The following is a 24,666-nucleotide window of genomic DNA, read 5'->3' on the forward strand; positions in this document are numbered from 1 at the left end:
TACAACGCCAACCGTCTACATTCCACCCTCGGATACCGCACACCCACCGAGGTCCGCCTCGGGTATCGTCACGACCACGCCCTCGCAGCGTGAGAACCCCGGTGTCCGGTCCTGGGGTGGAAGCTCAGCGCCAGGTGACGCACGCGCACCCGGCGTCGACCGGCAGCAGCGCCGAGGCCGGCTGGTCGCCGCTGCTGCGCATCCGCCGCACAAGGCATCCTTACGGGCTGCGGCTGACCGGCGAGGCAGACCTCAGCAACCAGCAGGCGCTCGCAGCGGCGCTGGACGCCGTGCTGGACCGACAGCCCGACCCCGCCGCCCCGATCCTGATCGACATCGCGGGCCTGTGGTTCGCCGACGCCGCCACCGCTACGCTGCTCGGCCAGCTCGCCCTGCGGGCACCGGCCGGTGTACACCTCGCCGGAGCCCAGCCTGCGGTGGAGACTGTTCTCGACCGGCTGGGCCTCACGCAGCTGAGTAAGATACGGCTGACCCACGCCAAGCCCGGTACGAGCAGAACAGGGACGGAGGTGGTCGCATGAGTACCGTTTCCGTGCAAGAGTTCGTCCACCCGGCGCTGCTCTACCGCAGCGACGAGGAGTACCTGGCCGGGACCGTGCCCTTCATCCGTGACGGCCTGGCCGCCGGAGAACCGGTCGCGGTGGCCGTGCCCGGCGCGAACCTGCGACTGATCGCAGACGCTCTCGGCGCCGACGCCGAGCAGGTCCTGCTGAAGGACATGACCGTCGCCGGCCGCAACCCGGGCCGGATCATTCCCACTGTCCTGCTCGCCTTCGCCAACGCCCACCCCGGACGGCGAGTGCGCCTGATCGGCGAACCCATCTGGGCCGGGCGCAGCGAAGACGAGTATCCCGCCTGCGCCCAGCATGAAGCTCTCATCAACGCCGCGTTCAACGGCCGGCCGGCCACGATCCTGTGCCCCTACAACACCGAACTGCTGGACCCGGCGTGGATCGCCGACGCATACAAGACACACCCGGTCATGCTCGACGCCACCCGCCGCTTCGACAGCGTCCACTACGACGATCCGGTCGCGGTCGCGGCCGGCTTCAACCTGCCACTGCCCGACCCCCCGGCCGACGCGGCGACCATCACCGTCGACCTTTACACCCTGGCGGCCGTGCGCCGCTTCGTCGCCGGGCACGCCCACCGGGCCGGGCTGACAACCGAGCGGATCACCGACCTCACCATCGCGGTCAGCGAACTGGCCACCAATGCCATCAAGTACGGCGGCGGCACCGGCGAACTCGCCCTCTGGGTTCACGGCGACCACCTCATCTGCCAACTGACCGACAGCGGACACCTCAGCGATCCCCTCACCGGGCGGATCCCGGTACCGGCACACGCCCCAAACGGAGGCCGAGGACTGCTGCTGGTGAACCAGCTCTGCGACCTGGTCCGCGTGCACACCACCGCGGTGGGGACGAGCACCCGCATCCACCTGCACCGCCGGGCCTGAGCAGTGCCGGTGCCGCGCCGACCGGTTCCCACCGCGACCTGTGGCAAGGGTTCATCACCGGCTACATCAATACCCACTGCTCCATGCAGGTCGCCAACCGTGGCTTCGCCAACATTGGGTCCGCCGACCGCGGGCCGGCCGGGGCGGTCGCAAGGCGTTCGTGTCGGGCAAGGCCCGCCAGAACACGATCAAAAGCACGGTGGTCAGCGACGAGACCGGCGCGACCCTGTGGTGCGGCAGCCACCGCCCGGGCCGGGTCCACGACCACACCGCGGTCCGCGTCGAAGGCATCGACGCGCTGCTCAACGCGTACCCGCAGGTGAGGGTCCTTGTGGACTCCGGATACCAGGACCTGGCCAAGAACCATCCCGGCCAGGTCGAGGCACCGCCGTTGAAGCTACGTCCAGGAGCCTGGGAACCCTACGTAATCGCCTACGCGAACAAGCGCAAGCAGCAGTCCAGCCAGCGGATCGCGGTCGAGCACGCCATCGCCAAACTGAAGTGGTGGCGGGTCCTGCAGCGCTTCACCGGACGACGCGAACTCCTGCCCGAGACCGTCGACGCCGTCGCCGCCCTGGTCTCCGACCACACCATCACCTGGTGAAACGGCCGGAGCAGCTCATCGCGTGACCTCAATTATTGCGCACAAGATCGTAAGGGCGTGTCTCATTTGGTGAGGCGGCGGTAGCAGATCAGGGCGCTGGCGATCACGGCAGAGGCTTCGTAGTGCTCGCCCTTGCGGTCGTAGCGTCGGACCAGGCGCCGGTAGCGCATCAGCCAGGACAGGCACGCCTCGACGATCCAGCGGTGCCGGCCGAGCCGCTTGGAGGACTCGACGCCCTTTCGGGCGATGCGGACCTTGATCCCGCGACGTCGTACCTCTTCGCGCAAGGCGCGCACGTCGTAGGCCTTGTCGGCATGCAGCTTGTCCGGGCGCCAGCGTCGGCGGCGGGCCGGTGTCAGGATCGCGGGCACGCAGTCCAGCATGGGTAGCAGGACCTGGCTGTCGTGCACGTTCGCCGCGGTGGCCAGCACGGCCAGGGGTACGCCGGTCCGTTCGCAGATCACATGGATCTTGCTGCCGGGCTTGCCTCGATCGACCAGGTTTGGCCCGGTCAGATCGCCCCCTTTTCGGCTCGGACACTGATCGAGTCGACCACCGCCCGTGACCAGTCGATACGCCCTCCGCCGCCGAGCCGGTCGAGCAGCGCCTCGTGCAGCCGAAGCCATAACCCGGCGGCGGTCCACTCGGCGAAGCGCCGATGGGCGGTGGCCCGGGTGACCCCGAAGGAGACCTCGGGCAGCTTCCACCAGGAACATCCCGCCTGGGTGACGTAGACGATCGCCGCCAGCACCGCCCGGTCGTCAGTTCTGCGCCGACCACCGCCCTGCCTGCGACGCGGCGCCGGCGGGATCAATGGCTCAGCGATCTCCCACAGCGTGTCCGGCGCCCACAGACGGATCATCGACTCGTCCACGGAACGACATCATGCCGCAGTCCAGCCCACGTCCAATTGAGAGATGGCCTTAAACGGGCAAACCTCGACCTTGCGAAGGTCTCTGGGGCCATACTGTGGTCACACACCATCCTCTGTAGAGGAGATGGGTGAACCGTCGCCTCGATAGTCCGAATTGGGGGAGGTCATGGGATCTCCGCAGGCGTGGTGACCGAGGATCGCGGCGTGAGCGGGTACCGCCCGGGCGACTTCGCGTTTTCTAAGACGGCTCCGAGACCGTAGTACGGCGTTGTTTGGGGTAGTCGGGATCCACAAAACGGGCACCGGGCCTCGCCCTGGCCTGACGTGTCGTCCCGCCTGGTACGAGAAAATGGTTCCGCAACCGCGCTTTGCGAGGTGGATGATATGTCCTGTGTCTGCGGAATCAACCGGGGAAACGGTTACGTAAAACCGCTGGAGTTTTGACATAAGGAGGATGGACCATGCACCTGTCCCGCCGTCAACTCTTGCAGGCGGGCGGCGCTACGCTCGGCGCGCTCGCGCTGCCCCTGCTTCCGACGGGCCCCGCTTGGCATGAGGTTCCCGGCGGGGGTCGCACCAGGACGGAGCCCAGTGTAACCATTTTCAATGGCAATCAGGAACTGTTTGTCGTTGGCTACGATCGTCGTATCTATCGAAATACTTCGGGAAGCAATTTTCCCTTCACCTCATGGCTTGAGGTAGAAGGCGGCGGAGTGGCGGGTAGCACCGTATTGGCGGACCAGGGAGACCCGGATAAACTGGATAAACCTGGCAATTCGGACGCTGTCGAATTCATAACCGGACCAAATGCGGTGGCATTTAGCAACGAGCTGTATTTATTTATTCGAGGCACGAATGACCGAGTGTACTACAACAAAACCGGCGGGGGACCTTTCGGACAATGGCAGCAGATTCAAGATCAAAAGTTTTATTGGGACGTCAGTGGCGTCGTATTTCTTAATCAGCTATACGTGTTCGCGACAAGGAATAAACAAATTTACGCGTGCAAGTCCAGCGGGGGAGCGTTCGATTCATGGGGCAGAGTCCCGACTAACGGCCAGACCGACCTCGGGCCTTGCGCCGTCGTTTTCGATAATGTTCTGAACCTTTTCGTGTGCGGCACCGATGGTCGGATATATAGGAACTCCTCGATTGGCGGTCCGTTCTTTGGCTGGTTGGAGGTCGAAGGTGGCGGAAGGACTCGGAACAAGCTGTGTGCAGTAGCATTCGGCAACACGTTAAATTTGTTTGCGGTCGGTACAGACAACCGGATCTATCGCAATGAATCCACTGGCGGCCCTTTCGGCAGTTGGCTCGAAGTCGGAGGTAACGGACGTACTCTCTCGGGACTTACGGCCACTGTCTTCAACAACAGGATTCGTCTCTATGCACGTGGCACCAACAACGCGATCTACGTTAACGATATATAGTGTATTTGAACGATATAGCGTTAAAAGACTCCCTCGACGGGGATACGCGCCGACGGAAACGGCCCCGGATCGGGCGTGGCAGCCCGCATTAGCCGCGGCTAGCTGGGTGACGTAGACGATCGCCGCCAGCACGCACCACCCAGTCGCCAGTTCTGCGCCACCCACCGCCCTGGCTGCGACGCGGTGCCGGCGGGATCGAGCTCAGCGATCTCCCGCAGCGTGTCCGGCCGCCCACAGACGGATCATCGACTCGCCCACGGAACGACATCCTGCCTCAGCCCACCCGCCTCCAATTGAGACACGCCCTTACGATCTTGTGCGCAATAGTTGAGGTCGCGTGATGAGCCGCGCTAGGCGTTTCACCAGGTGATGGTGCGGTCGGAAACCAGTGCGGCGACGGCGTCGACGGTTTGCGGGAGGAGTTCGCGTCGTCCGGTGAAGCGCTGCAGGACCCGCCACCACTTCAGTTCGGCGATGGCGTGCTCGACGGCGATCCGCCGGCTGGACTGCTGCTTACGCTTGTCCTCGTAGGCGATCCGGTAGGGCTCCCAGGCCCCTGGACGCAGCTTCAACGGGGGTGACTCGACCTGGCCGGGATGCTTCTTGGCCAGGCCTTGGTATCCGGAGTCCACAAGGATTCTTACCTGGGGGTAGGCGTCAAGCAGCGCGTCGATGCCTTCGATGCGGACGGCGGTGTGGTCGTGGACCCGGCCGGGGCGGTGGGTGCCGCACCACAGGGTCGCACCGGTGCCGTCGCTGATCACGGTGCTTTTGATCGTGTTCTGGCGGGCCTTGCCCGACACGAACGCCTTGCGTCCGCCCCGGCCCGCCCGCGGGCGGCGGACCCTGATTTCGGTCGCGTCCATCCGTAGCGTCACGCCCTCGGCCGCGGCGTAGGCGAACACGTCAGCCAGGGTCCGGAGCCGCACCCCGGTCGCGGTCGCGAACCCGCGCCCGGCCAGCAGCGGCCGGACCTGCCCGATCGCCCGCGTGACGGTGGACCGATCCACCCCGAATGCCACCGCTACTGTAGCGCATCATGCGACAGGCCCGTCCGCAGGTGCGCGAGGGTGATCACCGCCCGGTCAGCCAGCGTCAGCGCGAACCTCCTGCCCGCGCCTGCAGCACGCCGACGGCGGCCACCGCGCCGAGCGTGCAGCCGGCCTTCCCGGCCGGCGACCCAGGCCGGGCCCACCTCGGCCAGGACCAGCCGCAGATGATGCCGGGAGATACCTGTGAACACCGGATGGCTGAAAACACGGCGAGCCCAGCGACGCGACATCCAGAAGGATCTGCGATCGGATCACGAGTCGCCACCGTCAACTATTGCGCACAAGATCGTTAGCACCGCGCTGAGCGACGGCCACTGGTGGCAGGTCAACGAATATGCGACCGAGCTGATCACTGCCGCGGCAGAGCTGGCGCTGGCCGCCGAGCAGGCCGAAAACGGGGCCGAGGTGAACGCCGCGGACGTGGTGCGACTCATCGGCCGCAGCAAGGCCCATTTGGCGCTGCTGCGTCAGCTGGCAGACCTCCCCGACCCCACCGGGTGACCCCAGCTCGCAGGCTGAAGCCGTGCTAACGGGACACGGATCGGCACGGCTGTACCCGGGGAAGCCGGCGGTACGGGATGAACCTCCTGGACATGCCCAGCCGGACCGGCGCGTGGAGAATCCGGCGATTCTGGCTGTCATGGTAGCCGTCTGCGCGAGCTTGTCCTGGAAGCGCGAACACCCTGGGACGGCTGTGACGGACAAGGGGTGAGTTCCGATGTGCGTCGGCAGCCTGCCTCTCGCGCGTCGAAGATCAGGCGCACTCTCGGCAGAGGTCCTTGCCTGCTGTAGCGCGCTGGCTGGTGTGGTGGATCAGGAAACACCTCGAGCATCGGAACTCGTCAGATTGGATGGGGACCACCGCGACAACGAGTTCTTCGTCGAGTTGATCGGTGCCGGCCATCTCGAGCGAGGCCGCAATCTCACTGTCATCGGCGTCAATGGAATCCGTGCGGGGTTTGTCCAGGCCGGCCCGCAGGTCCTCAAGGGCTGTCCTCTTCTGATGCCTTCGAGCGGGGTGCGTCGTAGTCGGCGGTAGCCATTTATGCGCCTCTCTCTGGTCGCACCATCAACTGTGCACGCTCGGCTGAAGCATACCGGCTGAAGATCGTCATCGCTCTGCTGACGAATGATCACCGCCGGCGCCCACGCCGGAGCCGCGGCTGGCGCCTAGCGGAAACGAGAATGCGAGCCGATGGGGCGGCCCTTTGGGGCCGCCCCATCGTATGTGGCGGGCCAGCCCATCCCCCCGGAAACGCCTGACCCAGCATCCTCGACGTCAAGTTACCGCAGCTAAACACCCTTTGCCCGCGGTTTCCCGTGAGCCATCCCGCCGGCGATCCGTCATGCCGTTGACGCGGCGGCGGCTGGTCGGCGCCGGACTGTGCGCGGTGGGGAAGGGCCAGGACCGATGGCGACACGTCCGGGCCGGCTGCGCTCGGCGCGAGCCGCGCAGCCCGCCACTGCGATGCGGGGGAGTACTCGGCGTGGTGGTGCCGCCCCGATGACGAGGTCCAGTCCACCCTGTTCAGCGCTGCCGGACGGCCTTACCGAATTGAGAGGACCAACGATGGCACATCCGTCGCGACAAGTCATGTTCCGCCTGGCAACAATGGTGATGGCGGCGTTGGCACCGCTGCTCGTGGCGCCCGCGCCCGGGAGGCGGGACTCCGAACCGGAAGGTGGGCCGCATCGGGAAGTTGTCGATGGACGGTCGATGTCCTGGGAAGAGTTCGGCCGGGCGCTGGCGCCCTTCGAAGGGCGGCGCTTCCGCCTGATCATCGAGGATCCCTCGGTCGACCTTCGGGCTGAGCCGGAACCTACGAGGAGCAGCGGCATCGTGCCGTCGCCCACGGTCGGATAGATTGGGCACCTATGGCCGCGCAAAGCAGGGTGGTTGAAGGCCCTGGCGGCCGCAGCGGTCAACGCCCTGGCGAACGTTCAGTGTCGTTCGGACGTGGGTGTGGACACCGGCGGGCCGGTAGCGGACAAGGTTCCCCACTCGAGATGTCTCGAGGTCGACGACCCGGCTGTCGCCGCGCATGACCTCAGCTCACTCCTTCGCTCGATGCATGCTCGGGCGGGCCCGCGGTCCGGAGCACGAACGATGCGACGCGCCATCCCTCGCCCGTCTTCACGGCGAGGTAGGCCGCTCCGGCGTGGTCGATCTCCTTTCCTTCGCGGTCACGGCGAGAGAACAGGCCCTCGATGAAGGCGGCGTACGAGTCGAGCGGTCGGATGTCGAGTCGCAGCAGGTCGGTGCCGGCATACCCGGCGCGCAGCAGCGGGTCGATCGCATCGTGGGCGAATTGCAGTACCGCCTCACGGGTGGGCAGTACCCGGTAGCCGCCGTCGCTGACGATCGTCATCGGCACGCCGTAGAAGTCGAGGAGCGCGTCCAGATCACCGCGCTGACCTGTCGCGAGGCTGACGAACGTGTCGAAGTAGGCGCTGTACCACCCACGGACCTCGCTCTCGACGCTGTCTTGTGCGGACATGGCAGGAACTCCTCTCCCCGAATCCGGCCCCTGGTCGCCCGGCGCGACATACAGGCGGCACCCCGTCCCCTTCAGTGCCGCGGCTGGGAGGGCGGCGACGGTTTCTGGCACCGTCCGCGCTTGCGTTCGGGACAATGTTTGAGCCGGGGTGTTTCCGGCATACGGACCGCCCCTGGCCGTGGCAGCGAGGGGGCCGACGATGGCGCGTACGGTGGCTGACCTGATCAAGATGCTCGGCCGGTCGCGACGTGCGGGCGACAGCGTGTACATGTTCACCGGGCGGACGAACACGCCGCTGCGGCCGGACAACATCACCGACCGGTTCAACAAGCTGTCGGCGACGCGGGCGTGCGGGTGCTCGGACCGCACCAGGTCCGGCACATGCTGGTGTCGAGCCTGTTGGACGCCGGCTACAGCGTGCATGAGGTCGCCGAACGGCTTGGCCACGACCCCGCGACACTGATGCGCTCCTACACCCGGGTAACGCGGTGCGTCGTCGGCAGCCCGCCGATGACGCCGCGGCGTTGGTCACCGGCGGGCTGCTGCTCACCGGGCGATCGGACCGTCGGCGCCGTCGGTCCTACAGCAGCGGAAGCGAGCCACCCGCCGCCACAGTTGTCCGGTCGGATGAACCGGACCGCCGGTCTCAAGGAGTGGAGTGGACGCTCGACACTGTCGGTGCGGCATCAGCGAGTACTTGGTCAGCTTGACTGGGTCAACACCGTGGTGGTCGGCAGGCCTGATCCCTGGGGAAACGCGCGTTAGTACAGCGTTTCTAGTCCGGTCGCCGCGCGGTCGTGGACGTGGGTGGGCCGAGGATTGGCGACTCAGCAGTTCGGTGAGACACGTCCTTTCAATTTGTCTATTTTGTCGCGCACTGATCGGCTATGCTGAATACCTGATGCGCCCTGAAGTGCTCGAACGTGGTGCTGGAATGGTGCAATCACAGACCCCTTGACTGGCGTACTTTATACTTCTGGTGACCTCGGCAAACGTTGCCTAGTACACCGCTGACCCTTACAACAACTGGGGGTCAAGGGGTCGTCGGTTCGAATCCGGCCAGCCCGACGTTGTCTAATACCTGCTCAAAGCCCGTTTCTGGGATCCCGGAAGCGGGCTTTGATGTTCTTCGAGACACGGTTTTCTACACGTACGAGCGTTCGGTTAGACGCGCGAGGCGCATGGACCGGGCGTTCCCGAGCTGGCCCACTGTAGTTGACCATGGGCCCAGCCCTTGGTGCCCTCTCCGTGACAGTCGACCAAATGCCCTGGTGAGACGGCCTGGCTGGTCCGCGGGGGAGTTGTCGCGATCATGCGAGTTCGACGTGTCGTGGAGTCGATCTGGCCGCGATTGCCGCTGGCGAGACGTGTGTTGTTTGTGGACAGGCGTGACCACCTCTGGGGCTGTCTAGCAGGCGAAGGTGTGAGGAGCGCGCTGGTAATGCCGGAGACGGCGCGCCACCGACGTACGGCACTGCGGCGAGGCCGAGACGGTCAGTGAGCTGTTAGCGAGGGTCAGCCCGGCAGTCCGGCGCTGATGCGTTCGCCGAGCGCTACGACGTGGGCGCAGAGGACGGCGAGGGGTTCCCCGCGCCCTCGGCCTGGGGGTGCCGCGGTCCCGGCTACGGCGAGCAGCATTATGTGGGAGCAGTGGAACTGGTTGCACACCTCGCGGAGTTCTTTCCTGCCGGCTGAAGCCAGCCCGGAGCCCTTCGAGGGGGCAGGCTGGTGCCCCTTCGGAACCGCTTCGGGCTGCCCCATGGGCCCCTGCCGTGCAGAGACAAAGGGCGTCTGAAGAACGGAAATGCGGTTGAGGAGCAGGTTGGTCTCTCCGGCGGGATACATCCCAAAACTGCTCCCCTGTAGGGCGGTTGGCCATAGCGGTTGACCTGCCGATTGATAGCGAATGGTCGTGATCCACCATGGGTTCGTGGGGTGCGGTTGGCGGGGTCTGACGGCGCTCAGCCTGCTCCGTGCGGGGCTGAGCGTTGGGTTCGAGCGATGTTGGTCCGATGAACCGGAGGTTCGCGCGTCGCACGGGATCGTGAATGAAAGCCCCACACCTCGCGCGGTCGGCCGTCCCAACGGAAGTCCACATCGGCTGGCGCCACCGCCCGAGCATGCAGCTCACGCCACAGGGCGCCATCGAGCAAGGGCGCCCCTCGCTCGAACCAGCCGCGAGAGGCGCCACGCAGCAGCTCTGACCCCTAGCGCCGGCCCGCCGGCTCTGGCGCGGCGAGTATCCGGGTGACGGGCGCCGATGCGGCGAAAGGCCCGGGCACAACCTCACCTCGGAGGATCCCACAGAGGTCGGCGCTCAGGTCCAGGTCAGACCCGTCGGGGTTGGTGTAGCCCATCTCGGCTTGGTAGCTGGTCCCGAGGCGGTCGGTGGTCACCGGGGCGACCACGTGGGTGCTCGGGTGGGTCACCTCGACGCGAAGGGTGCCGGCTGCGGTGTCGAGCACCTCGACTCGCACGGGTGATGCGCCTGTGATGATGGCCGCGGGTTCCGCGCGGAACGGCTCGGCGCCCTCCGCGTAGAGGTTGCCCTCGATCCAGACCGGGAGGCGTGGCCCGGCCATCGCGCTGCCGTGCTCGTTCGGGTACTCCTGCGCCGTCGGGTAGGCGTCGTACTGCGAGGTGCCCACCGGGGTGGGCACGAAGGTGGCCTGCCCGGGCACGCCGTCCATGTCGATCGCGCCGGACCAGAAGCTCGCGAGCGTCGATTCCGACTGCGGTTCGGTGTGCTCGGCGCGCGCGCCGTCGCCGACGAAGACGTTGTTGTAGAACCGGTTGTCTCCACCGAGGATGTTCGAGACTCCGTATACGGCCGTGGAGTGCGGGAGGTGGTACGGGGTGTACCGCTGGTGCTCGGTGCAGTTCGCGATGCGACCGGCGATGTAGTTGTGCACGTAGGCGCCGCCGCTGGACATGTCCTTGACCGCCCACGGTGACAGGAACAGGTTCGAGTCCACGAGGTACGGGCCGTGGCAGACCTCGACCATGAAGTCTTCGGCGGTGGAGGCGTAGAAGACGTTGCGCCGCACCAGGGTGCCCTGGGCCTGCCAGTCGAGCCACAGGGCACGGTGCGTGTGATGGATGGTGTTCCCGCTGATCACGGTGTCGATCGCGGCATGCAGCTTGATGCCGGCCACCTCGGCGCCGTGCCACTGACGCTTCACGTGGATGCGGGAGATGTGGTTGTCGCTGATGGTCGAGAACGCCGCCCCCAGGTGCCCGACGATGCCGGCCTGCTCGCAGTCCCGGATCGTGTTGCGGCGCACCGTGTGGGAGCCGACGTGATCCCGGTCCCACGGGTGCGGCTCGCCCGCGGCGGGCCCGCGCAGGGCGAGCGCCCGCTGGATCACCTCGCGCTCGCGCTGTGTGCCGCCCTTGGCGCCCTTCGGCCCTGCGGCGGCCTCGTTCTGCCCGGTGCTGGCCTCTTTGCCCAGCGAGACGCCGACGTTCTTCGAGTCGGTGATCGTGTTGTCCTCGATCACCCAGCCCTTCGACCAGTGCGGGCCGATCAGGCCCTCTTGCAGCGCCGTGGGCGGGGCCCACTGCGTGGCGGCCTTCGTCAGGGTGAAGCCGCGCACCGTAATGTAGTCAATGCCCGTGGCGGCGGGCCAGAAGACGAACTTGCGCGCGTTGATCTCGATCTGGTGCTCCGCCGGGTCGGCGCCCCCGAAGTTCGCCCAGATCGCGGTGACGTCGTCGCCCACCTCGCAGTACCAGGTCAGCAGCGAACCCGCCTGGTCGAACGAGTCCACGGTGACCTCGGGGTGCTCGACGCCGGCCATGGTCAGCGACTCGTACAACGACTTGCCGTCGAGATACACCTCGCCCGTGTGCCAGGTGTTGACCTGGTCGAAGAACCAGTCCCCACCGATGCGCTCGAGGTAGGGGTTGCGCGACCCGAACAGGGAGTTCGGCACGGTCGCCACCCAGACCCGGCCCGCCGAGCCGGCGTGCGGATGCCAGTCGCCGATCACCTCAGCACCCGAGATCGTCACCTTCTCGAACAGGCCATCCGCGCCCAGCGCAGGCTGGTAGGTGATCGGCGCAGCAGCCGTACCGCCGCGCGGCGGGTTCACCCACTCGCGGTACACGCCTTCGTGCACGACGACGGTGTCCCCCGGCTGAGCCAGCGCCGCGGCAGCAGCGATCGTGAGCAGGGGGGCCTGCGCGGTTCCGGCGGCGGTGTCGGAACCAGACTTCGCGACGTGCAGCTCCACGCCGGTAACCTCAGCCTCAGGGACGGGGAGAGTAAGAGCGCTGCTGGCCATTGATGATCTCGATTTCTAGAGTTTCTATCGGTACCTGGAGGTCTGCGTCTGAGTGCGATTACCTTGCGAGACGATGGCGAGTCCTATTACGGCAGCCGGCGCGGATCGGGATTCCCGGCATATCTCACTCGATCTGCGTGAGCAGCAATGCCGCGGCAGAGAACGGCTCATTCAGCTCCACGGCTACTAGTTCCTCGGACAGCTTGACCACGATCTCGCGGTGGGAGTAGAGGTCGCTGACCTCGTACCTGCCCGGTGGCAAAGCAACCTCGATCGGAGTTCGCTCAGCGGCTCCGAACCGGTGGACGACGACCAGGATCTGGGCGCCGTCGTTGGACACTCGCCGGACTGCCTGCCACCCTTCGGGGTGCCGATAGCTGCTCACCTTCGGTCCGAACCGGTGACCGACACCGTTCTTGATCACCGGGACCGCCGCCCTGTAGAAGGTGATTGCCCGGGAGACCACAGCCCACTGCTCGTCACTCAGTTCGTGGATGTCGCCCGATAGGCACATCCGGCCGAGCATGGTCGCGGTGAGCGAGTACGCGAGCCGCTGTGGGGAGTCCTGCGCGCGCAGCACTGCCCAGATCTGGCTCTGCCGCGGGAGCAGTGCGCGTTGCACGTTGGCGGCGATGATGGGGATCTCCGCGCACTCGTGGGCGTCCGAGAATGACGACATGCTTGTGAGGGCCAGCATCGAGGGCTCCAGCCGGTGGCCGCCGGACGCGCAGTTCTCCATCACGAGCTCCGGCATCTCCTCGCGGATCATCCGGAAGAAGCCCTGGACTGCGGCCATCTGCTGTCGCAACCCCTCACCGAGGGACTCTGCTCCGTCGCACCCGATTCCGATGCTGTTGTTGTAGTCGACTTTGAGATAGCCGAAGCCGTTGGCCTTGAGGAAGTCGATCACCCGGTCTTTGAGGTACCCGATCACGAACGGATCGCGGAAGTCCCAGAAGCGCCGGCCGCCTACGGTGACGGGGACGCCGTCGCGCTTGAGCAGGTGGTCGGTCAGCGTGAATGACGTGGCCCGGGAGCCGACCGTCTCGAACTCGAACCAGATGCCGGGGATCATGCCGGCGGACCGCACGTGATCAAGCGCCTCGGTCAGTCCGTCGGGGAACGTTCGGCGGTCCAGTTCCCAGTCGCCGTGACCGTTGAACCATTCGCTGCCCTCGGCCTTGTACCAGCCGCTGTCGATGACGAGATATCGAATCCCTTTGCCCGCAAGCCGGTCGACGATCGCACCAAGGTTCTGCGGCGACGGCGAACCCCAGGTGGTGCAGTATTCATTGAAGATGACGGGCAGAGCCTCTTCGACCGCTGGCACATCCAGGAAGAGCTGGTGGCGAGCCGTCAACCGGTGGGCGGCGTCGTCCACTCCACCCTGCGTGACCGTCAGGTATGCGACGGGGGTACGGAACTCCTCCCCGGGAGCCACGCTCTTCGTCCAGTGGCCCAGCTCACGATCCGCTAGCCCGCCCGACAGGTTGAGGGCGGCGTCCGTCCGGCCTAGCTCGATCTGCCACGAGGCCGGGTGGGCAATCTGCACGCCCCAGCAGACGCCGGCGCGGCTGTCCTCGAGGAACGCCGTCGGGAAGAACCCTTGCACTGGCCAAGATCCGACCTGACCGAAGCGCAGGCACCGCTCCCAGCTGGCCCAGGCTGGCTCCAGGCTCAGGTCCTCGACGTGGTCAGACACCAGACGCCCCTCACCCGACCAGGCGCTGCGCAGCCTGTGCAGGATCAGATCGCCGGGGGCATCGTCGCCGGCGAAGGGTGTCAGACCAGTGAGCGAGAACGAGGAGAGCAGCTCTAGCGTCACCGTGTCCGGTCCCTCGTTGCGAAGGACAGCAAATGAGTCCAGCGCGGCCTCGCCCGATTGCCACCGCAGATGGTGTTCGACGAGGCACCCTTGGTGCGTGCGCAGGAGGGTCACGACCGTGACACCGGCGTCGGTCGTGACCTCGAGCTGCGACTCGAGGGTGAGCGTGGCGACAGTGCCTCCGTTCCGCAACGAACGACCGGCCGAACCGCCCGGGTATGTGTCACCGACGGTCTTGATCTGGACGAGCGAGTCGATGGCAGACGACTTCTCGGCGACCTGGCCTGCCATTGCTGCCGGGAAGAGCATCATTCCCACCGGCCCGCCCGGACCAGGCTGCAGGTAGCGGGCGATCGTGTCCCCGAGGACGTAGTCCTTCAGGACCTCCACGACTACTCCTTTCAAAGACCGTGTCGAAGTAGCACCCAGCGGTGGCCGCGATTGAGCGCACGAAGGCCAACTACGGACTGCCGCACGGCTGTGGCCTCGGCTGGGGAGCGTCAGACCTCCGCCTCCTTCGGCTCCGGTTGCACGTACCCCCGGGCGACGAAGAACCCCTCGAGCAGGTAGCACCACCACAGGAGGATCAGGCCGGGCGCCACGAACACCGCGGGCATGAAGTTCCAGATGGCGACGCCCCCGAGGACCACGGCGAGCCCGAGCAGGAACGTCAGGCTGGGCGTCGTCAGCCCCAACGTGAGCCCGTTGAGCACCTGGCGCCAGGTGGGGTTGGTGAAGCGGGCTGCGAGGGGGAGGCACCAGAAGACCAGGACCAGGAGGAAAAGTCCGACGACGGTGAGCGGCACCCAGACCTCGGCCAGCCCGAGAGTGGGCAGGTAGGAGAGCGTGAGGATGCCCACGGCCGCGACCGGGACGGCCAGCAGGCCGATGACGGTCGCCTGCCTCCAGCTCTGCCGCAAGGCCTTCGTGGCGATGGCCCAGAGGCCTGCGTCCTTGCCCAGGACGTACCGGCGGCACACCTCGTAGGCGACCACCGTTCCCGCTCCCGCCGTCACGACGAGGCCGAGGCTCACGAGCCAGAACAGGCTGATCACGATGACGGAGCCGAGCGAGTCCAGGATGCGCCACAGTCGCGACGCGGGGTGGTAACGGAAGATGGTCGGCGCCTTTCCGGGTGCGGAGTTGCGGGGTGCTGAGGACGGGGTCGGCCTGCCGCGGCGGGCGGGAGCCCGGCGCCGTCAGCCCTTCACGGAGCCGATCACGAGACCGGACACGAAGTGCTTCTGCAGGAACGGGTAGACGAGCAGGATGGGGACGGCCGCCACCACGGTGATCGTCGATCGCAGCGCGATCGGTGTGGTGACCTGCCCGCCAGACTGCGCGCTGCCCGTGGCGGCCACGGAGTTCATGCCGGCGTTCATCGAGCTCGCCAGTAGTTTCTGCAACTCGTACTGCAGGGTGGACAACGCCTGATCGCCCGAGTTGTAGAGCAGGGTGTCCAGCCAGGAGTTCCAGCTGGCCACGGCCACGAACAGACCCACCACGGCCAGCGCGGGCTTGCACAGCGGCATCACGATCTGCCACCACATGCGGAACTCGCCCGCGCCGTCGGTCCGTGCCGACTCGATGATCTCGTCGGGGATCGACTTCATGTACGTGCGCAGGACGATCAGGTTGAACGCGCTGATGATCGTCGGCACCCAGTAGGCCTGGAAGCTGTTCAGCATGCCCAGGTCCCTGATGAGCAGGTAGTTGGGGATCAGCCCGGCGTCGAAGTACATCGTCAGCACGAAGATCAGGGTGATCGAGCGGCGGAAGATGAACTCTTTGCGGCTGAGCGCGTAGGCGAGCATCGAGGTGAAGACCAGGTTTGTCGCCACCACCACGACCGTCTTCAGGACGCTCATGACGAACGCCTGGTAGATCGTGGTCATGTTGAACACGACGTTGTAGTTCTGCAGCGAGAAGACCCGAGGCCAGATGCCGATCCCGCCACGGACGGCGTCGTTGCCGTCGTTCAGGGAGATGGCGAGCGTGTTCAGCAGCGGGTAGATCATGAGCGCCGCGAGGGCCAGCAGGAAGGTCGTGTTGAGCGTCGTGAAGATGATCTGCTCGACCGTCCGCTTGCGACGCCGTGACCCGCCTCGTGATGCGCGCCGCGTCAGAGGCTTCGCGACAGTGGTGCCTGACATGAAGTCCTCCTAGACCAGCGTCTCTTGGTTGAGGCGCTTGGCCGCTAGGTTCGCCGAGCCCACCAGGATGACGGCGACGATGGTCTTGAAGATGCCCGCGACGACGGCGAGGCTGTAGTTGCCCAGCTGGTAGCCATAGCGCAGCACGAAGACGTCGATGGTCTCGGACTTTTCGGACACCAGGCCGTTGCCGAGGAAGTACGGCAGCTCGAAGTTCGTGGACAGGATCCAGCCGCTGTTGATGATGAGCAGCACGACGATCGTGGGCCTGATGCTCGGGAGCGTGATGCTGAACATCTTGCGATAGCGGCCCGCTCCGTCGACCTCGGCGGCCTCGTACAGGCCCGGATCGATCGCAGTGATCGCGGCCAGGTAGAGGATCGTGTTCCAGCCCAGCTCCTTCCACAGGTTCGTCCCGGCGACGATCTCCCAGAAGTAGTTCGGCTGGGTCAGGAACAGGACCGGCTCGTCGACGATGTGCAGGTTCATGAGGCCCTGGTTGATGAACCCGCCGGAGGAGGGCAGCGAGAGCGCCACCGATGCCAGGCTCGCCACGATCACCCAGCTGAGGAAGTGGGGCATGTACGTGATGTTCTGCATGATCCGCTTGAACGGCAGGTTCTTTACCTCGTTCAGCAGCAGCGCCAGGACAATGGCCCCGAAGGTCCCGACGATCAGGGTCAGGACCGACTGTCCCATCGTGTTGACCACGACCTGGCGGAACCGCTCGCCGTTGACACCGGTGAACAGGTTGTGGAAGTTTTCGAGGCCCACCCACTGCTGGTTCCAGATGCTGCCGCGACCCGGCTTGTAGTGCTGGAAGGCGATCGCCCAGCCGTAGACCGGGACGTACTTGAACAGGATCTGGTACAGCAGCAGCGGGACGGACATCGCCAGCAGGGCTCGCTGCGCCCAGACCCTGTCCCAGGTGATCTTGCGCTTGGGATCCTTCGCTGCCTTCTTTCGGGCCTTGCGCTTCTGGGCACGCGAGCTGCTCGCCGGCTCCGGGGCCGGTTCGAGCCCGGTGGCGGGCACAGGGGTGCTGACCGTGGCGTCCGTCATCTGTCCAACCTCGTCAGGAGCAGTGGGTGGTAATCGAGAACGCGTCGTGGTGGGGGGCGCACGCCGCCCACCACGACTGCTCGCAGACTGTTACCAGTTGGCCAGACGGTTCTTGATGCCGGCGTTGACTGCGTCCTCGTACACCTTGACGTCGACCTTGTGGATGGAGTCGACGTAGGCCTGCCAGTTCTTGTCGAAGTCGGCGGGCTTGCCGGCGATGATCTTCGGCAGGTTCTGCACGCTGGTGTCGGTCAGCTGCTGGTTGACCTGGTTGGCGCCGTCGGAGAGCTTGATGTTCCACGCCGGGTAGTACTTGGGGTTGTCCGGCACCTTGTTCATGAAGTCAAGCCAGGTCTTCTTGTTGCCGTACTTCGCCATGAAGTTCTTGTCGTAGTCGCTCAGCGTCGCGTAGAACTCGGCGGGCTGGTCGTCGGGGCTGTAGGCGTTGCCGTCGGAGAACTTGCCCTGGTGCTTGGGCAGCATGTCGAGCAGCGCGTCGAGACGGTTGTGGGAACGCCAGGTGATGTCCTTGTAGTTCTTCCGCTGCTGGTCCGTGCGGGAGAAGACGCCGTCGGCGCCGACCTGGTAGTCCTCGCCGGCGATGCCCCAGGAGAGCGTCTTCTGCCACTCCTCGCTGAGCATGGTGTCGAGGAACTTCAGTGCCTTCTTCGGCTGCTTGCTGGAGACCGAGACGCCGAACCCCTGGTTGATGTTCATGACGGCGCGGTCGGCGTACCAGGGCGTCACCCCGTCGTAGACGGGCATGAGGGGCACGTAGGTGTTCTCGTCCTTGCCGGCGCTCTGCAGCGACTGGGTGGCGGTCCCGAAGTTCCAGCCCTGGTCGTGCATGCCGAGGACGGCGCCGGTGGCCAGCTTCGCGGTGTACTGGTCGAACGTCAGGGTGAAGGACTCGCGGTCGACGAGGCCCGCGTTGTACTGCTGGTTGAGGACCTTGTAGAAGTTTTTCGCGACGTCCTTGTCGGCGTAGATCGACGCGTTGTTGTTGCTGTCGACGATGACGCCACCGTTGTTCGGGGAGCCTGTCAGCAGCGCCGGCGGGTTGGTCATGCCCCACTCACGGCCCTTGGACGCCAGAATCTCGAAGCCGACGGTGGGGGCGCCGTTGGTCTGGGGGTGCTTCGCCTTGTAGTCCGAGATGAGCTGGAAGTAGCGGTCGAGCGTCATGTTGCCGAGGTCCGGGTAGCCGGCGTCCGCGAGCACACGCTTCTGGATCCAGAACGCGGGACCGTAGTAGGTGCCGCCGGTGATGTCGCCGTAGAAGCGGTTGTAGTTCGGGAAGATGTACAGGCCCTTGTCCACCTCGTCGCCCGAGTAGCTCATCTTCTTGACGTCGTCCTTGACGTGCGCAGCGAGGTCGGGGTAGTGCCCCGTCGTCAGCATGTCGTCCAGGCGCCGGAGAGCGCCGCCCTCCAGGAAACGCTGCTTCAGGTCGCCGGTGCCGACGAGGTCGGGGTACTGACCGCCCGCGAGCATGACACCGATCTTCTGGTCCTCGTTGTCCGGCGTGACGATCTCGTACGTGAGGGTGACACCGAGCTTGTCCTTGAGCAGCTTGGTGATCTTGTTGTCGGGTGCCGGGGCCTGCTGGGCCGACGTGATCCAGACCGAGAGCGTCGTCGGGTTGCTGGGGCTCAGCGTTTCCGAGTCGTCCGCGCTTTCGTCCGACGTGCAGGCAGGCAGGGCGATCAGTGCCATGGCCGTGGCGGCCACGGTGAGCTGCCGCCCGGCCCGGCGCAGGCCGCCGAGTCTAAGGTTGCGCTTCATGTCTCTCCTTTCGGAACTGTCCGGACGTCTCTGCTGTGAGAAAACTGTCCGGGCGATGTTGACCGGAAGCTGTGCGCTGCGGACGCGAAATTCGGCCTCGCGTCTTAACCGCGGCGTGATTTTAGCGATAAAGTAGAGAGGCGATCGAGTTCCGTCAAGCCCCGCGCACGAACCGAGACTCCGCCGTGACGTCCCGGTCCACACGCAAGGAGCCGCATGCGCCACACCCTCCGGAACGACGCCCTGTCGGCGTACAGGTCGGCGTGGGCAGGTAGGTACGGCTGAACGTATCCAGCTCGCCGTACGCGATCGATCTCGCAGCGCGACTGTCTGTTCACTTTGGCCACTTCGGCGGTGGCGGTGGTAGGCCGAAGTCACGGCGAAAGGGATGGGCTCGATCGAGGGATACCCCGTCGTCGGCCTTCCAGGGCGGGCATGGCCAGCCGAATCCTGCCGGCATTGCCCGCCGGATGGACATCGGGAAAGGCACGCGGACTGCGCGTCCGGGGCGGTGACGCCGCCGATCTCGAGTGGCGGGACAGGGTGCTGTCGACCATGATGCTTCACGCCTTGGCGACGCGTGAGGTGACCATCGACGTGCCCGGAGACGGGCAGGTGCGCATCAGGCGCAGGGTGTCGCTGCAGGCCGGCGCGACGGTGACCGTGGTGGCGCCGTAGGCGTGGGATGGTGCCGCACCCTCACATGGTCAGCAGAAGCTCGCCCCGTCAGGCGAGGTGGACCACTTGCCAAGCCGCATTTTATCGATAATATGACGGCACCCCGCGGTATGTCCGAGCCGCGAGCCTCTCGTCAGAGGTTGCTGGGCTGGCAGAACGTCGCGGACAGGAGGATACACATGGCGAGGGTGACGATGGCGGATGTCGCCCGTGAGGCGGGCGTGTCGACCATGACCGTGTCGAACGTCCTCAACGAGCGCCTCCCGGTCAACGAGCCGACGCGTGCCCGCGTCATGGCCGCCGTCGCGGCTCTAGGGTACGAGGTCAACCTGACCGCGCGACACCTGCGCGCGGGACGGACCGACACCGTCGCCTTCATCGTGCCCAGCTTCCACGACTACTTCGGTGAGATCGCAGACAAGATCGCGCCGCTGATCGAGGCCGACGGGCGGCACCTCGTCCTCGAGCGGACGAGCGCCAGCCCGGAGCATGAGATGGCGGCGCTGAGCGTCGCGCGACTCCAGTACTACGACGGCGTCCTGCTGTCCGTCGCCGGCCTCGACCGCGACCAGCTGGACCGCGTGCGCACGCCCAAGCCGATCGTGCTGCTCGGCGAGCGCGACGTGCCCGACCGCTTCAACCACGTGCGGCTGGCGAACGAAGAGGGCGCCCGCCTCGCGACGGCGCACATGATCGAGCACGGCTCGCGACGCATCCTTGCGCTGGGCTGCACGTTCGACACCGCGCACATGATGTCGTCGGACCGCCGCGCTGGCTGGGAGCGCGCACTTCGCGATGCCGGCCTCGATGTCGACGCACGCCATGTGGTGCCCGTCTCCACCTACACGTCGGCGGCCGGACGCGATGCCCTGCTCGACGTCATCGCGTCCGGTCTGCCCTTCGACGGCGTCTTCGCCGTCACCGACGTCATCGCGCTCGGCGCGATCGCGGCCCTGGCAGAGAGCGGGCTTCGGGTGCCCGTCGACGTCCAGCTCGCCGGGTTCGACAACCTCGACATGGCGAACTTCGTCCCGCCCGGCCTCACCTCCGTCGACGCGGACCATGAAGGTGTCGCCGAGACCGCGGTGGGTCTGCTGCGCCGGCAGATGGCGGGCTGGACCGGCCCGGCCGAGCACGTCGTCGCGCCCGTCAGCCTCGTGGTGCGTGGCTCCACCCGCGGTGGCGCCTAGGGCCGTGCACTCACGCGCGGAACGCCGCGCGCCCCTCTAGCCCGGTTCGGTCGAAGGGAACCAAGCTGTGAGCACCTCTGCGCGCACGTCCGCCTTGCGCGCCGGCGTGTACGCCGGTCCGCCGAGGCGGCGGATCGGCTCTGCCCTCTTGCTGCGCAGGAGCTCCGTTTCCTCTCCGGCCTGAAGGCCGGAGTATCCACGGAAGGAATCTGATGACGACGAGCACGATCGCAGTGATCGACCTCGACCTGCCCGGCGCCACGATCAGCCGGCACGTGTACGGGCACTTCGCCGAGCACCTGGGGCGGTGCATCTACGGCGGGTTCTGGGTGGGCGAGGACTCGCCGGTCGCGAACGTGCGGGGCATCCGCTCGGACGTGGTCGAGGCGTTGCGGGCAATCTCGATCCCGAACCTGCGCTGGCCGGGCGGCTGCTTCGCCGACGACTACCACTGGCGTGACGGCGTCGGCCCGCGCGAGAGCCGCCCGCGGATGGTCAACTCGCACTGGGGCGACGTGGTGGAGGACAACGCGTTCGGCACGCACGAGTTCATGGACCTGTGCGAGCTGCTCGGTGCGGACCCGTACGTGTCGGGGAACGTGGGGTCCGGGTCGGTGGCGGAGATGTCGGAGTGGGTGGAGTACCTGACCCGGGCGGACGACTCACCGATGGCGGCGCTGCGGCGGGCGAACGGGCGCGAGCAGCCGTGGCGGGTGCCGTTCTGGGGACTGGGCAACGAGGCGTGGGGCTGCGGCGGCAACCTGCGCGCCGAACAGTTCGCGTCGCTGGCCCGGCAGTACGCCACCTACTGCCGCAACCACGGCGGCAACCTGCTGTACCGGATCGCGGCGGGCGCGAACGAGGCCGACCTGCACTGGACCGAGACGCTCATGCGCTCGTTCGACGACCTGGCAGCGGACCGAGCCGGTTCGGCGGGCCCGTTCCAGGCCGTGTCGCTGCACTACTACACGATGGCCGGGCCGTGGTCGGACAAGGGCGACGCCACCGGGTTCAGCACGGACCAGTGGTACGTGACCATGGCCCGCGCCCGGCGCATGGAAGAGCTGCTCACCCGGCACTCCACGGTCATGGACCGCTACGACCCGCACCGCAAGGTCGGCCTGGTCGTGGACGAGTGGGGCACGTGGTGGAACGTGGAGAAGGGCACCAACCCCGGGTTCCTGTACCAGCAGAACACGCTGCGCGACGCCCTGGTCGCCTCCGTGCACTTCGACGCGTTCCACCGTCACGCCGAGCGCGTGGTCATGGCGAACATCGCCCAGACCGTCAACGTGCTGCAGGCCATGATCCTCACCGACCCCGACAGCGGGGCGCTCGTGCTCACCCCGACGTACCACGTCTTCGCCATGAACACCGGCCATCACGACGGCGCCGCCCTCGCGGTGCACCTGCGCGGCGTCGAGACTCGCGCCGTCGGCGCGACCGAGCTGCCGCTCGTCTCGGCGTCCGCGTCGGTCAAGGGCGACACCGCCCTGGTCTCGCTGTCCAACCTCGACGCCGAGACGGACCGCACCCTCGTCCTGGACCTGCGCGGCCGCGATGTCGTCGGGCACACCGCGCGGGTGCTGACCGCCAAGGCGCTCGACGCGCACAACACTCCCGAACAGCTCGACGCCGTCGCCCCTACCGACCATGCCGGCGTGCACCCCCACCCCCGGGGGCTCGAGGTCGAGCTGCCTGCCCACTGCTACGTCACCGTGGCGCTCGAGCTGCGCTGATGGACCGACCGGAGGTGAACATCCGCGACGGCGGGGCGCGGGCAGACGTCACCAACCCCGTCATCTTCGCGGACGTGCCCGACCCGGACGTCATCTTCGACGGCCGGTACTACTACATGGTCAGCACGACCATGTACTTCGCGCCGAGCGTCCCGATCATGCGCTCGGGCGACCTGGTGCACTGGTCCATCGCCGGGTACACCGCGGCGATCCTCGACGACACGGACGCGCTGGCGCTGCGCAACGGCCAGGACGCGTACGGCCAGGGCAGCTGGGCAGCGAGCATCAGGTTCCATGACGGGACCTACTACGTGTCGGTCGGCAGCCTCACCACGCAGCAGACGTACGTCTACTCGACTCCCAACATCGAGCACGGGCCGTGGACCAGGTCGGTGCTCGACGGGTACGCCCACGATCAGTCGCTGCTGTTCGACGGCGACGACGTCTGGCTTGTCTACGGTGGCGGGTCGATCGACCTGCGCAGGCTGCGGCGGCACGACGACGGGACCCTTGCCTGGGGCGGCCCGGCGGCCCGGCTCGTCGAGGACGCCAACGTCGACCAGACCAGCGGACTGAACGCCGAGGGCGCGCACGCGTACAAGATCGGGGACTACTACTACGTCTTCATGATCGAGTGGCCGTCGGGTGGCATCCGCCAGGAGGTGCTGTGGCGGTCGACGTCGCTGACGCCGCAGTCGGCCGGCGGCGTGTGGGAGGGCCGGGTCGTGCTCAGCCAGGGCGTGACGGTCGGGGGCCGACCCGGAACCGGCGTCGCCCAGGGAGGAGTCGTTCAGACATCCGACGGACAGTGGTACGCCATGCTGTTCCAGGACGAGGGCCCGCTGGGTCGTGCGCCTCAGCTCATTGGCGTGACCTGGGACGACGATGGGTGGCCGGTGTTCGCTCTCCATCCGCAAGCGCCCGCGGCGGCCGCACGGACGGCCGGTGACGGGGCCGCCGTCGTCGCCTCGGACGACTTCGACAACCTCCTCGAGCGCGCGGGCCACTGGAACACGGCCAACGCGGACCTCCTGGCAGAGTCCGCCGAGAACGCATGGAACGGGTCGGACCTGGGGCTCCAGTGGCAGTGGAACCACAACCCGGACAACCGGTTCTGGTCGCTCACCGAGCGGCCCGGACACCTGCGGCTGACCACGGGCAGCGTCGCGTCGAGCATCCTCGATGCGCGCAACACGCTCACCCAACGCACGCTCGGACCCGCGAGCTCCGGCGCCATCTCGCTGGACGTCTCGCACATGAAGGACGGGGACGTCGCAGGCATCTCCGCCTACCAGCGCAAGTACGGATACATCGCCGTGACGATGGAGGGCGGGACCAAGAGCCTGGTGATGCGCCGGGCGGGCGGCGACGGCGTCATCGCCTTCACCAGCGCACCGGTGCCGCTGCGGGCGGACGTCGTCTACCTGCGCGCTGACGTCGACTTCCGGGATGCCGTCGATACGGCGTCGTTCGCGTACTCGTACGACTGCAGCAACTGGACGCGGCTGGGCGACACCCTGCGGATGCAATACGACCTCGCGCACTTCACCGGGTACCGGTTCGCCCTCTTCAACTACGCCACTGCCGAGCCCGGAGGCTACGTCGACGTGGACTGGTTCCGTGTCAGCGACCCCACCGGGCTCGCAAGCCCTACTCACCGACGGAGCGAAGGAGCTGTTCTTGACATCTCCCCCAGCTGAAGCAGGGGGATTCGACCCTCGCGGGTTGAACTTTCTGCTTCGCAGCCCGTTGCCGACCTGGGTTACCAGCAAGGAGCGGTGGGCCGCTCATCGGTCTTACACAAGCTCCACAGACCTGACTTCCCGCCAGCCCGGCGGTAGGCCCGGCCGGCTTGGTTTTCGCCGGCCAGGCCACAACAAATTAGCACACCTGTCCACTTGTGCGACACCGGCGTACGCCGGATTCGCCTTGGCGGCGAACCGCCTTTTCCTGCCCTGCTCCGCAGGAGTTCCGTTTCCTCTCCGGCCTGAAGGCCGGAGTACCCACGGA

General features: G+C 66.6%; 20 protein-coding genes. 10 read left to right on the plus strand and 10 right to left on the minus strand.

Translation table 11 applies throughout. From position 1 onward, the window contains the following. The first annotated feature begins 116 nt into the window (after nucleotides 1–116). From FLL47_RS35245 to FLL47_RS35255, 3 genes are read left to right on the plus strand one after another with little or no spacing between them, the layout of a single operon-like run. Nucleotides 117–542 (plus strand): STAS domain-containing protein, encoded by a 426-nt coding sequence (locus FLL47_RS35245; RefSeq protein ID WP_186316098.1) that lies wholly within the window; start codon nucleotides 117–119, stop codon nucleotides 540–542. Next, nucleotides 539–1,480, plus strand: coding sequence for a sensor histidine kinase (locus FLL47_RS35250; RefSeq protein WP_144127001.1), 942 nt, complete (start codon nucleotides 539–541; stop codon nucleotides 1,478–1,480). The genes FLL47_RS35245 and FLL47_RS35250 overlap by 4 nt, the downstream gene beginning before the upstream one ends. A 40-nt stretch (nucleotides 1,481–1,520) precedes the next feature. Then, nucleotides 1,521–2,084: a transposase family protein gene (locus FLL47_RS35255; protein WP_144127002.1), complete on the plus strand. Its 564-nt coding sequence runs from the start codon at nucleotides 1,521–1,523 to the stop codon at nucleotides 2,082–2,084. A 62-nt stretch (nucleotides 2,085–2,146) separates the two neighbouring features. Here the strand turns inward: FLL47_RS35255 and FLL47_RS35260 are convergent. Next, nucleotides 2,147–2,946, minus strand: a protein-coding gene (locus FLL47_RS35260) for an IS5 family transposase (protein WP_246159091.1) whose coding sequence is annotated in 2 segments (ribosomal slippage) — nucleotides 2,147–2,605 and nucleotides 2,608–2,946 — 798 coding nt in all. Because the reading frame shifts where the segments join, the coding sequence is not laid out codon by codon here. A gap of 473 nt (nucleotides 2,947–3,419) precedes the next feature. Here FLL47_RS35260 and FLL47_RS35265 point away from each other — a divergent pair. Continuing rightward, a complete protein-coding gene (locus tag FLL47_RS35265) occupies nucleotides 3,420–4,388 on the plus strand; it encodes a DUF8189 domain-containing protein (protein WP_144127003.1) in 969 nt (322 codons plus the stop codon). A gap of 359 nt (nucleotides 4,389–4,747) precedes the next feature. On the opposite strand, the gene FLL47_RS35270 is transcribed toward FLL47_RS35265, so the two are convergent. Continuing rightward, nucleotides 4,748–5,410: a transposase family protein gene (locus FLL47_RS35270; RefSeq protein ID WP_222106350.1), complete on the minus strand. Its 663-nt coding sequence runs from the start codon at nucleotides 5,408–5,410 to the stop codon at nucleotides 4,748–4,750. A gap of 213 nt (nucleotides 5,411–5,623) precedes the next feature. Between FLL47_RS35270 and FLL47_RS35275 the strand changes: the two genes are divergently transcribed. Continuing rightward, nucleotides 5,624–5,941: a hypothetical protein gene (locus FLL47_RS35275; RefSeq protein WP_144127004.1), complete on the plus strand. Its 318-nt coding sequence runs from the start codon at nucleotides 5,624–5,626 to the stop codon at nucleotides 5,939–5,941. Nucleotides 5,942–6,194: 253 nt separating this feature from the next. Here the strand turns inward: FLL47_RS35275 and FLL47_RS35280 are convergent, their stop codons facing one another. Further along, nucleotides 6,195–6,419: a DUF4193 family protein gene (locus FLL47_RS35280; protein WP_425457788.1), complete on the minus strand. Its 225-nt coding sequence runs from the start codon at nucleotides 6,417–6,419 to the stop codon at nucleotides 6,195–6,197. 639 nt (nucleotides 6,420–7,058) lie between these two features. Here FLL47_RS35280 and FLL47_RS45250 point away from each other — a divergent pair. Next, on the plus strand, nucleotides 7,059–7,304 hold the full coding sequence (locus FLL47_RS45250) for a DUF7713 domain-containing protein (RefSeq protein WP_425457789.1): 246 nt from the start codon (nucleotides 7,059–7,061) through the stop codon (nucleotides 7,302–7,304). Between the two features lie 184 nt (nucleotides 7,305–7,488). Here the strand turns inward: FLL47_RS45250 and FLL47_RS44425 are convergent, their stop codons facing one another. From FLL47_RS44425 to FLL47_RS35320, 7 genes are all read right to left on the minus strand, one after another. Beyond that, on the minus strand, nucleotides 7,489–8,385 hold the full coding sequence (locus FLL47_RS44425) for a DUF6841 family protein (protein ID WP_246159099.1): 897 nt from the start codon (nucleotides 8,383–8,385) through the stop codon (nucleotides 7,489–7,491). Nucleotides 8,386–10,145: 1,760 nt separating this feature from the next. After that, nucleotides 10,146–12,173 (minus strand): right-handed parallel beta-helix repeat-containing protein, encoded by a 2,028-nt coding sequence (locus FLL47_RS35295; RefSeq protein WP_186316100.1) that lies wholly within the window; start codon nucleotides 12,171–12,173, stop codon nucleotides 10,146–10,148. Between the two features lie 175 nt (nucleotides 12,174–12,348). Then, nucleotides 12,349–14,439, minus strand: a complete 2,091-nt coding sequence (locus tag FLL47_RS35300; RefSeq protein ID WP_144127007.1) for a glycoside hydrolase family 36 protein — start codon at nucleotides 14,437–14,439, stop codon at nucleotides 12,349–12,351. Nucleotides 14,440–14,549: 110 nt separating this feature from the next. Further along, the gene (locus FLL47_RS35305) at nucleotides 14,550–15,104 is read right to left on the minus strand and encodes a DUF624 domain-containing protein (protein WP_144127008.1); all 555 of its coding nucleotides are present in this window, start codon (nucleotides 15,102–15,104) and stop codon (nucleotides 14,550–14,552) included. A gap of 144 nt (nucleotides 15,105–15,248) precedes the next feature. Further along, nucleotides 15,249–16,202 (minus strand): carbohydrate ABC transporter permease, encoded by a 954-nt coding sequence (locus FLL47_RS35310; RefSeq protein ID WP_144127009.1) that lies wholly within the window; start codon nucleotides 16,200–16,202, stop codon nucleotides 15,249–15,251. Between the two features lie 9 nt (nucleotides 16,203–16,211). Beyond that, on the minus strand, nucleotides 16,212–17,264 hold the full coding sequence (locus FLL47_RS35315; protein ID WP_144127010.1) for an ABC transporter permease: 1,053 nt from the start codon (nucleotides 17,262–17,264) through the stop codon (nucleotides 16,212–16,214). Between the two features lie 90 nt (nucleotides 17,265–17,354). After that, nucleotides 17,355–19,049 carry a type 2 periplasmic-binding domain-containing protein gene (locus tag FLL47_RS35320; RefSeq protein WP_246159077.1) on the minus strand — a complete coding sequence of 565 codons (1,695 nt, stop codon included), beginning with the start codon at nucleotides 19,047–19,049 and terminating at the stop codon, nucleotides 17,355–17,357. 435 nt (nucleotides 19,050–19,484) lie between these two features. Here FLL47_RS35320 and FLL47_RS45045 point away from each other — a divergent pair, with 435 nt between their 5' ends. The 4 genes from FLL47_RS45045 (at nucleotide 19,485) to FLL47_RS35335 (ending at nucleotide 24,356) form a co-directional block, all read left to right on the plus strand. Then, the gene (locus tag FLL47_RS45045) at nucleotides 19,485–19,727 is read left to right on the plus strand and encodes a glycoside hydrolase family 95-like protein (protein WP_342780388.1); all 243 of its coding nucleotides are present in this window, start codon (nucleotides 19,485–19,487) and stop codon (nucleotides 19,725–19,727) included. 140 nt (nucleotides 19,728–19,867) lie between these two features. Next, on the plus strand, nucleotides 19,868–20,917 hold the full coding sequence (locus FLL47_RS35325) for a LacI family DNA-binding transcriptional regulator (RefSeq protein ID WP_246159078.1): 1,050 nt from the start codon (nucleotides 19,868–19,870) through the stop codon (nucleotides 20,915–20,917). Nucleotides 20,918–21,129: 212 nt separating this feature from the next. Continuing rightward, nucleotides 21,130–22,656, plus strand: coding sequence for an alpha-N-arabinofuranosidase (locus FLL47_RS35330; protein ID WP_144127011.1), 1,527 nt, complete (start codon nucleotides 21,130–21,132; stop codon nucleotides 22,654–22,656). Continuing rightward, on the plus strand, nucleotides 22,656–24,356 hold the full coding sequence (locus FLL47_RS35335) for a glycoside hydrolase family 43 protein (protein ID WP_144127012.1): 1,701 nt from the start codon (nucleotides 22,656–22,658) through the stop codon (nucleotides 24,354–24,356). The genes FLL47_RS35330 and FLL47_RS35335 overlap by 1 nt, the downstream gene beginning before the upstream one ends. Nucleotides 24,357–24,666 lie beyond the last annotated feature (310 nt).

This window comes from Catellatospora sichuanensis, from assembly GCF_007483665.1.
In the GTDB taxonomy this organism is placed as follows: domain Bacteria; phylum Actinomycetota; class Actinomycetes; order Mycobacteriales; family Micromonosporaceae; genus Catellatospora; species Catellatospora sichuanensis.

Coding starts and splice junctions, on each gene's coding strand:
- FLL47_RS35310 (WP_144127009.1), bottom strand. CDS start 16,202: ATGTCAGGCACCACTGTCGCGAAGCCTCTGACGCGGCGCGCATCACGA.
- FLL47_RS35320 (WP_246159077.1), bottom strand. CDS start 19,049: ATGAAGCGCAACCTTAGACTCGGCGGCCTGCGCCGGGCCGGGCGGCAG.
- FLL47_RS35315 (WP_144127010.1), bottom strand. CDS start 17,264: ATGACGGACGCCACGGTCAGCACCCCTGTGCCCGCCACCGGGCTCGAA.
- FLL47_RS35250 (WP_144127001.1), top strand. CDS start 539: ATGAGTACCGTTTCCGTGCAAGAGTTCGTCCACCCGGCGCTGCTCTAC.
- FLL47_RS35335 (WP_144127012.1), top strand. CDS start 22,656: ATGGACCGACCGGAGGTGAACATCCGCGACGGCGGGGCGCGGGCAGAC.
- FLL47_RS35330 (WP_144127011.1), top strand. CDS start 21,130: ATGACGACGAGCACGATCGCAGTGATCGACCTCGACCTGCCCGGCGCC.
- FLL47_RS35265 (WP_144127003.1), top strand. CDS start 3,420: ATGCACCTGTCCCGCCGTCAACTCTTGCAGGCGGGCGGCGCTACGCTC.
- FLL47_RS45250 (WP_425457789.1), top strand. CDS start 7,059: ATGGCGGCGTTGGCACCGCTGCTCGTGGCGCCCGCGCCCGGGAGGCGG.
- FLL47_RS45045 (WP_342780388.1), top strand. CDS start 19,485: ATGGCCAGCCGAATCCTGCCGGCATTGCCCGCCGGATGGACATCGGGA.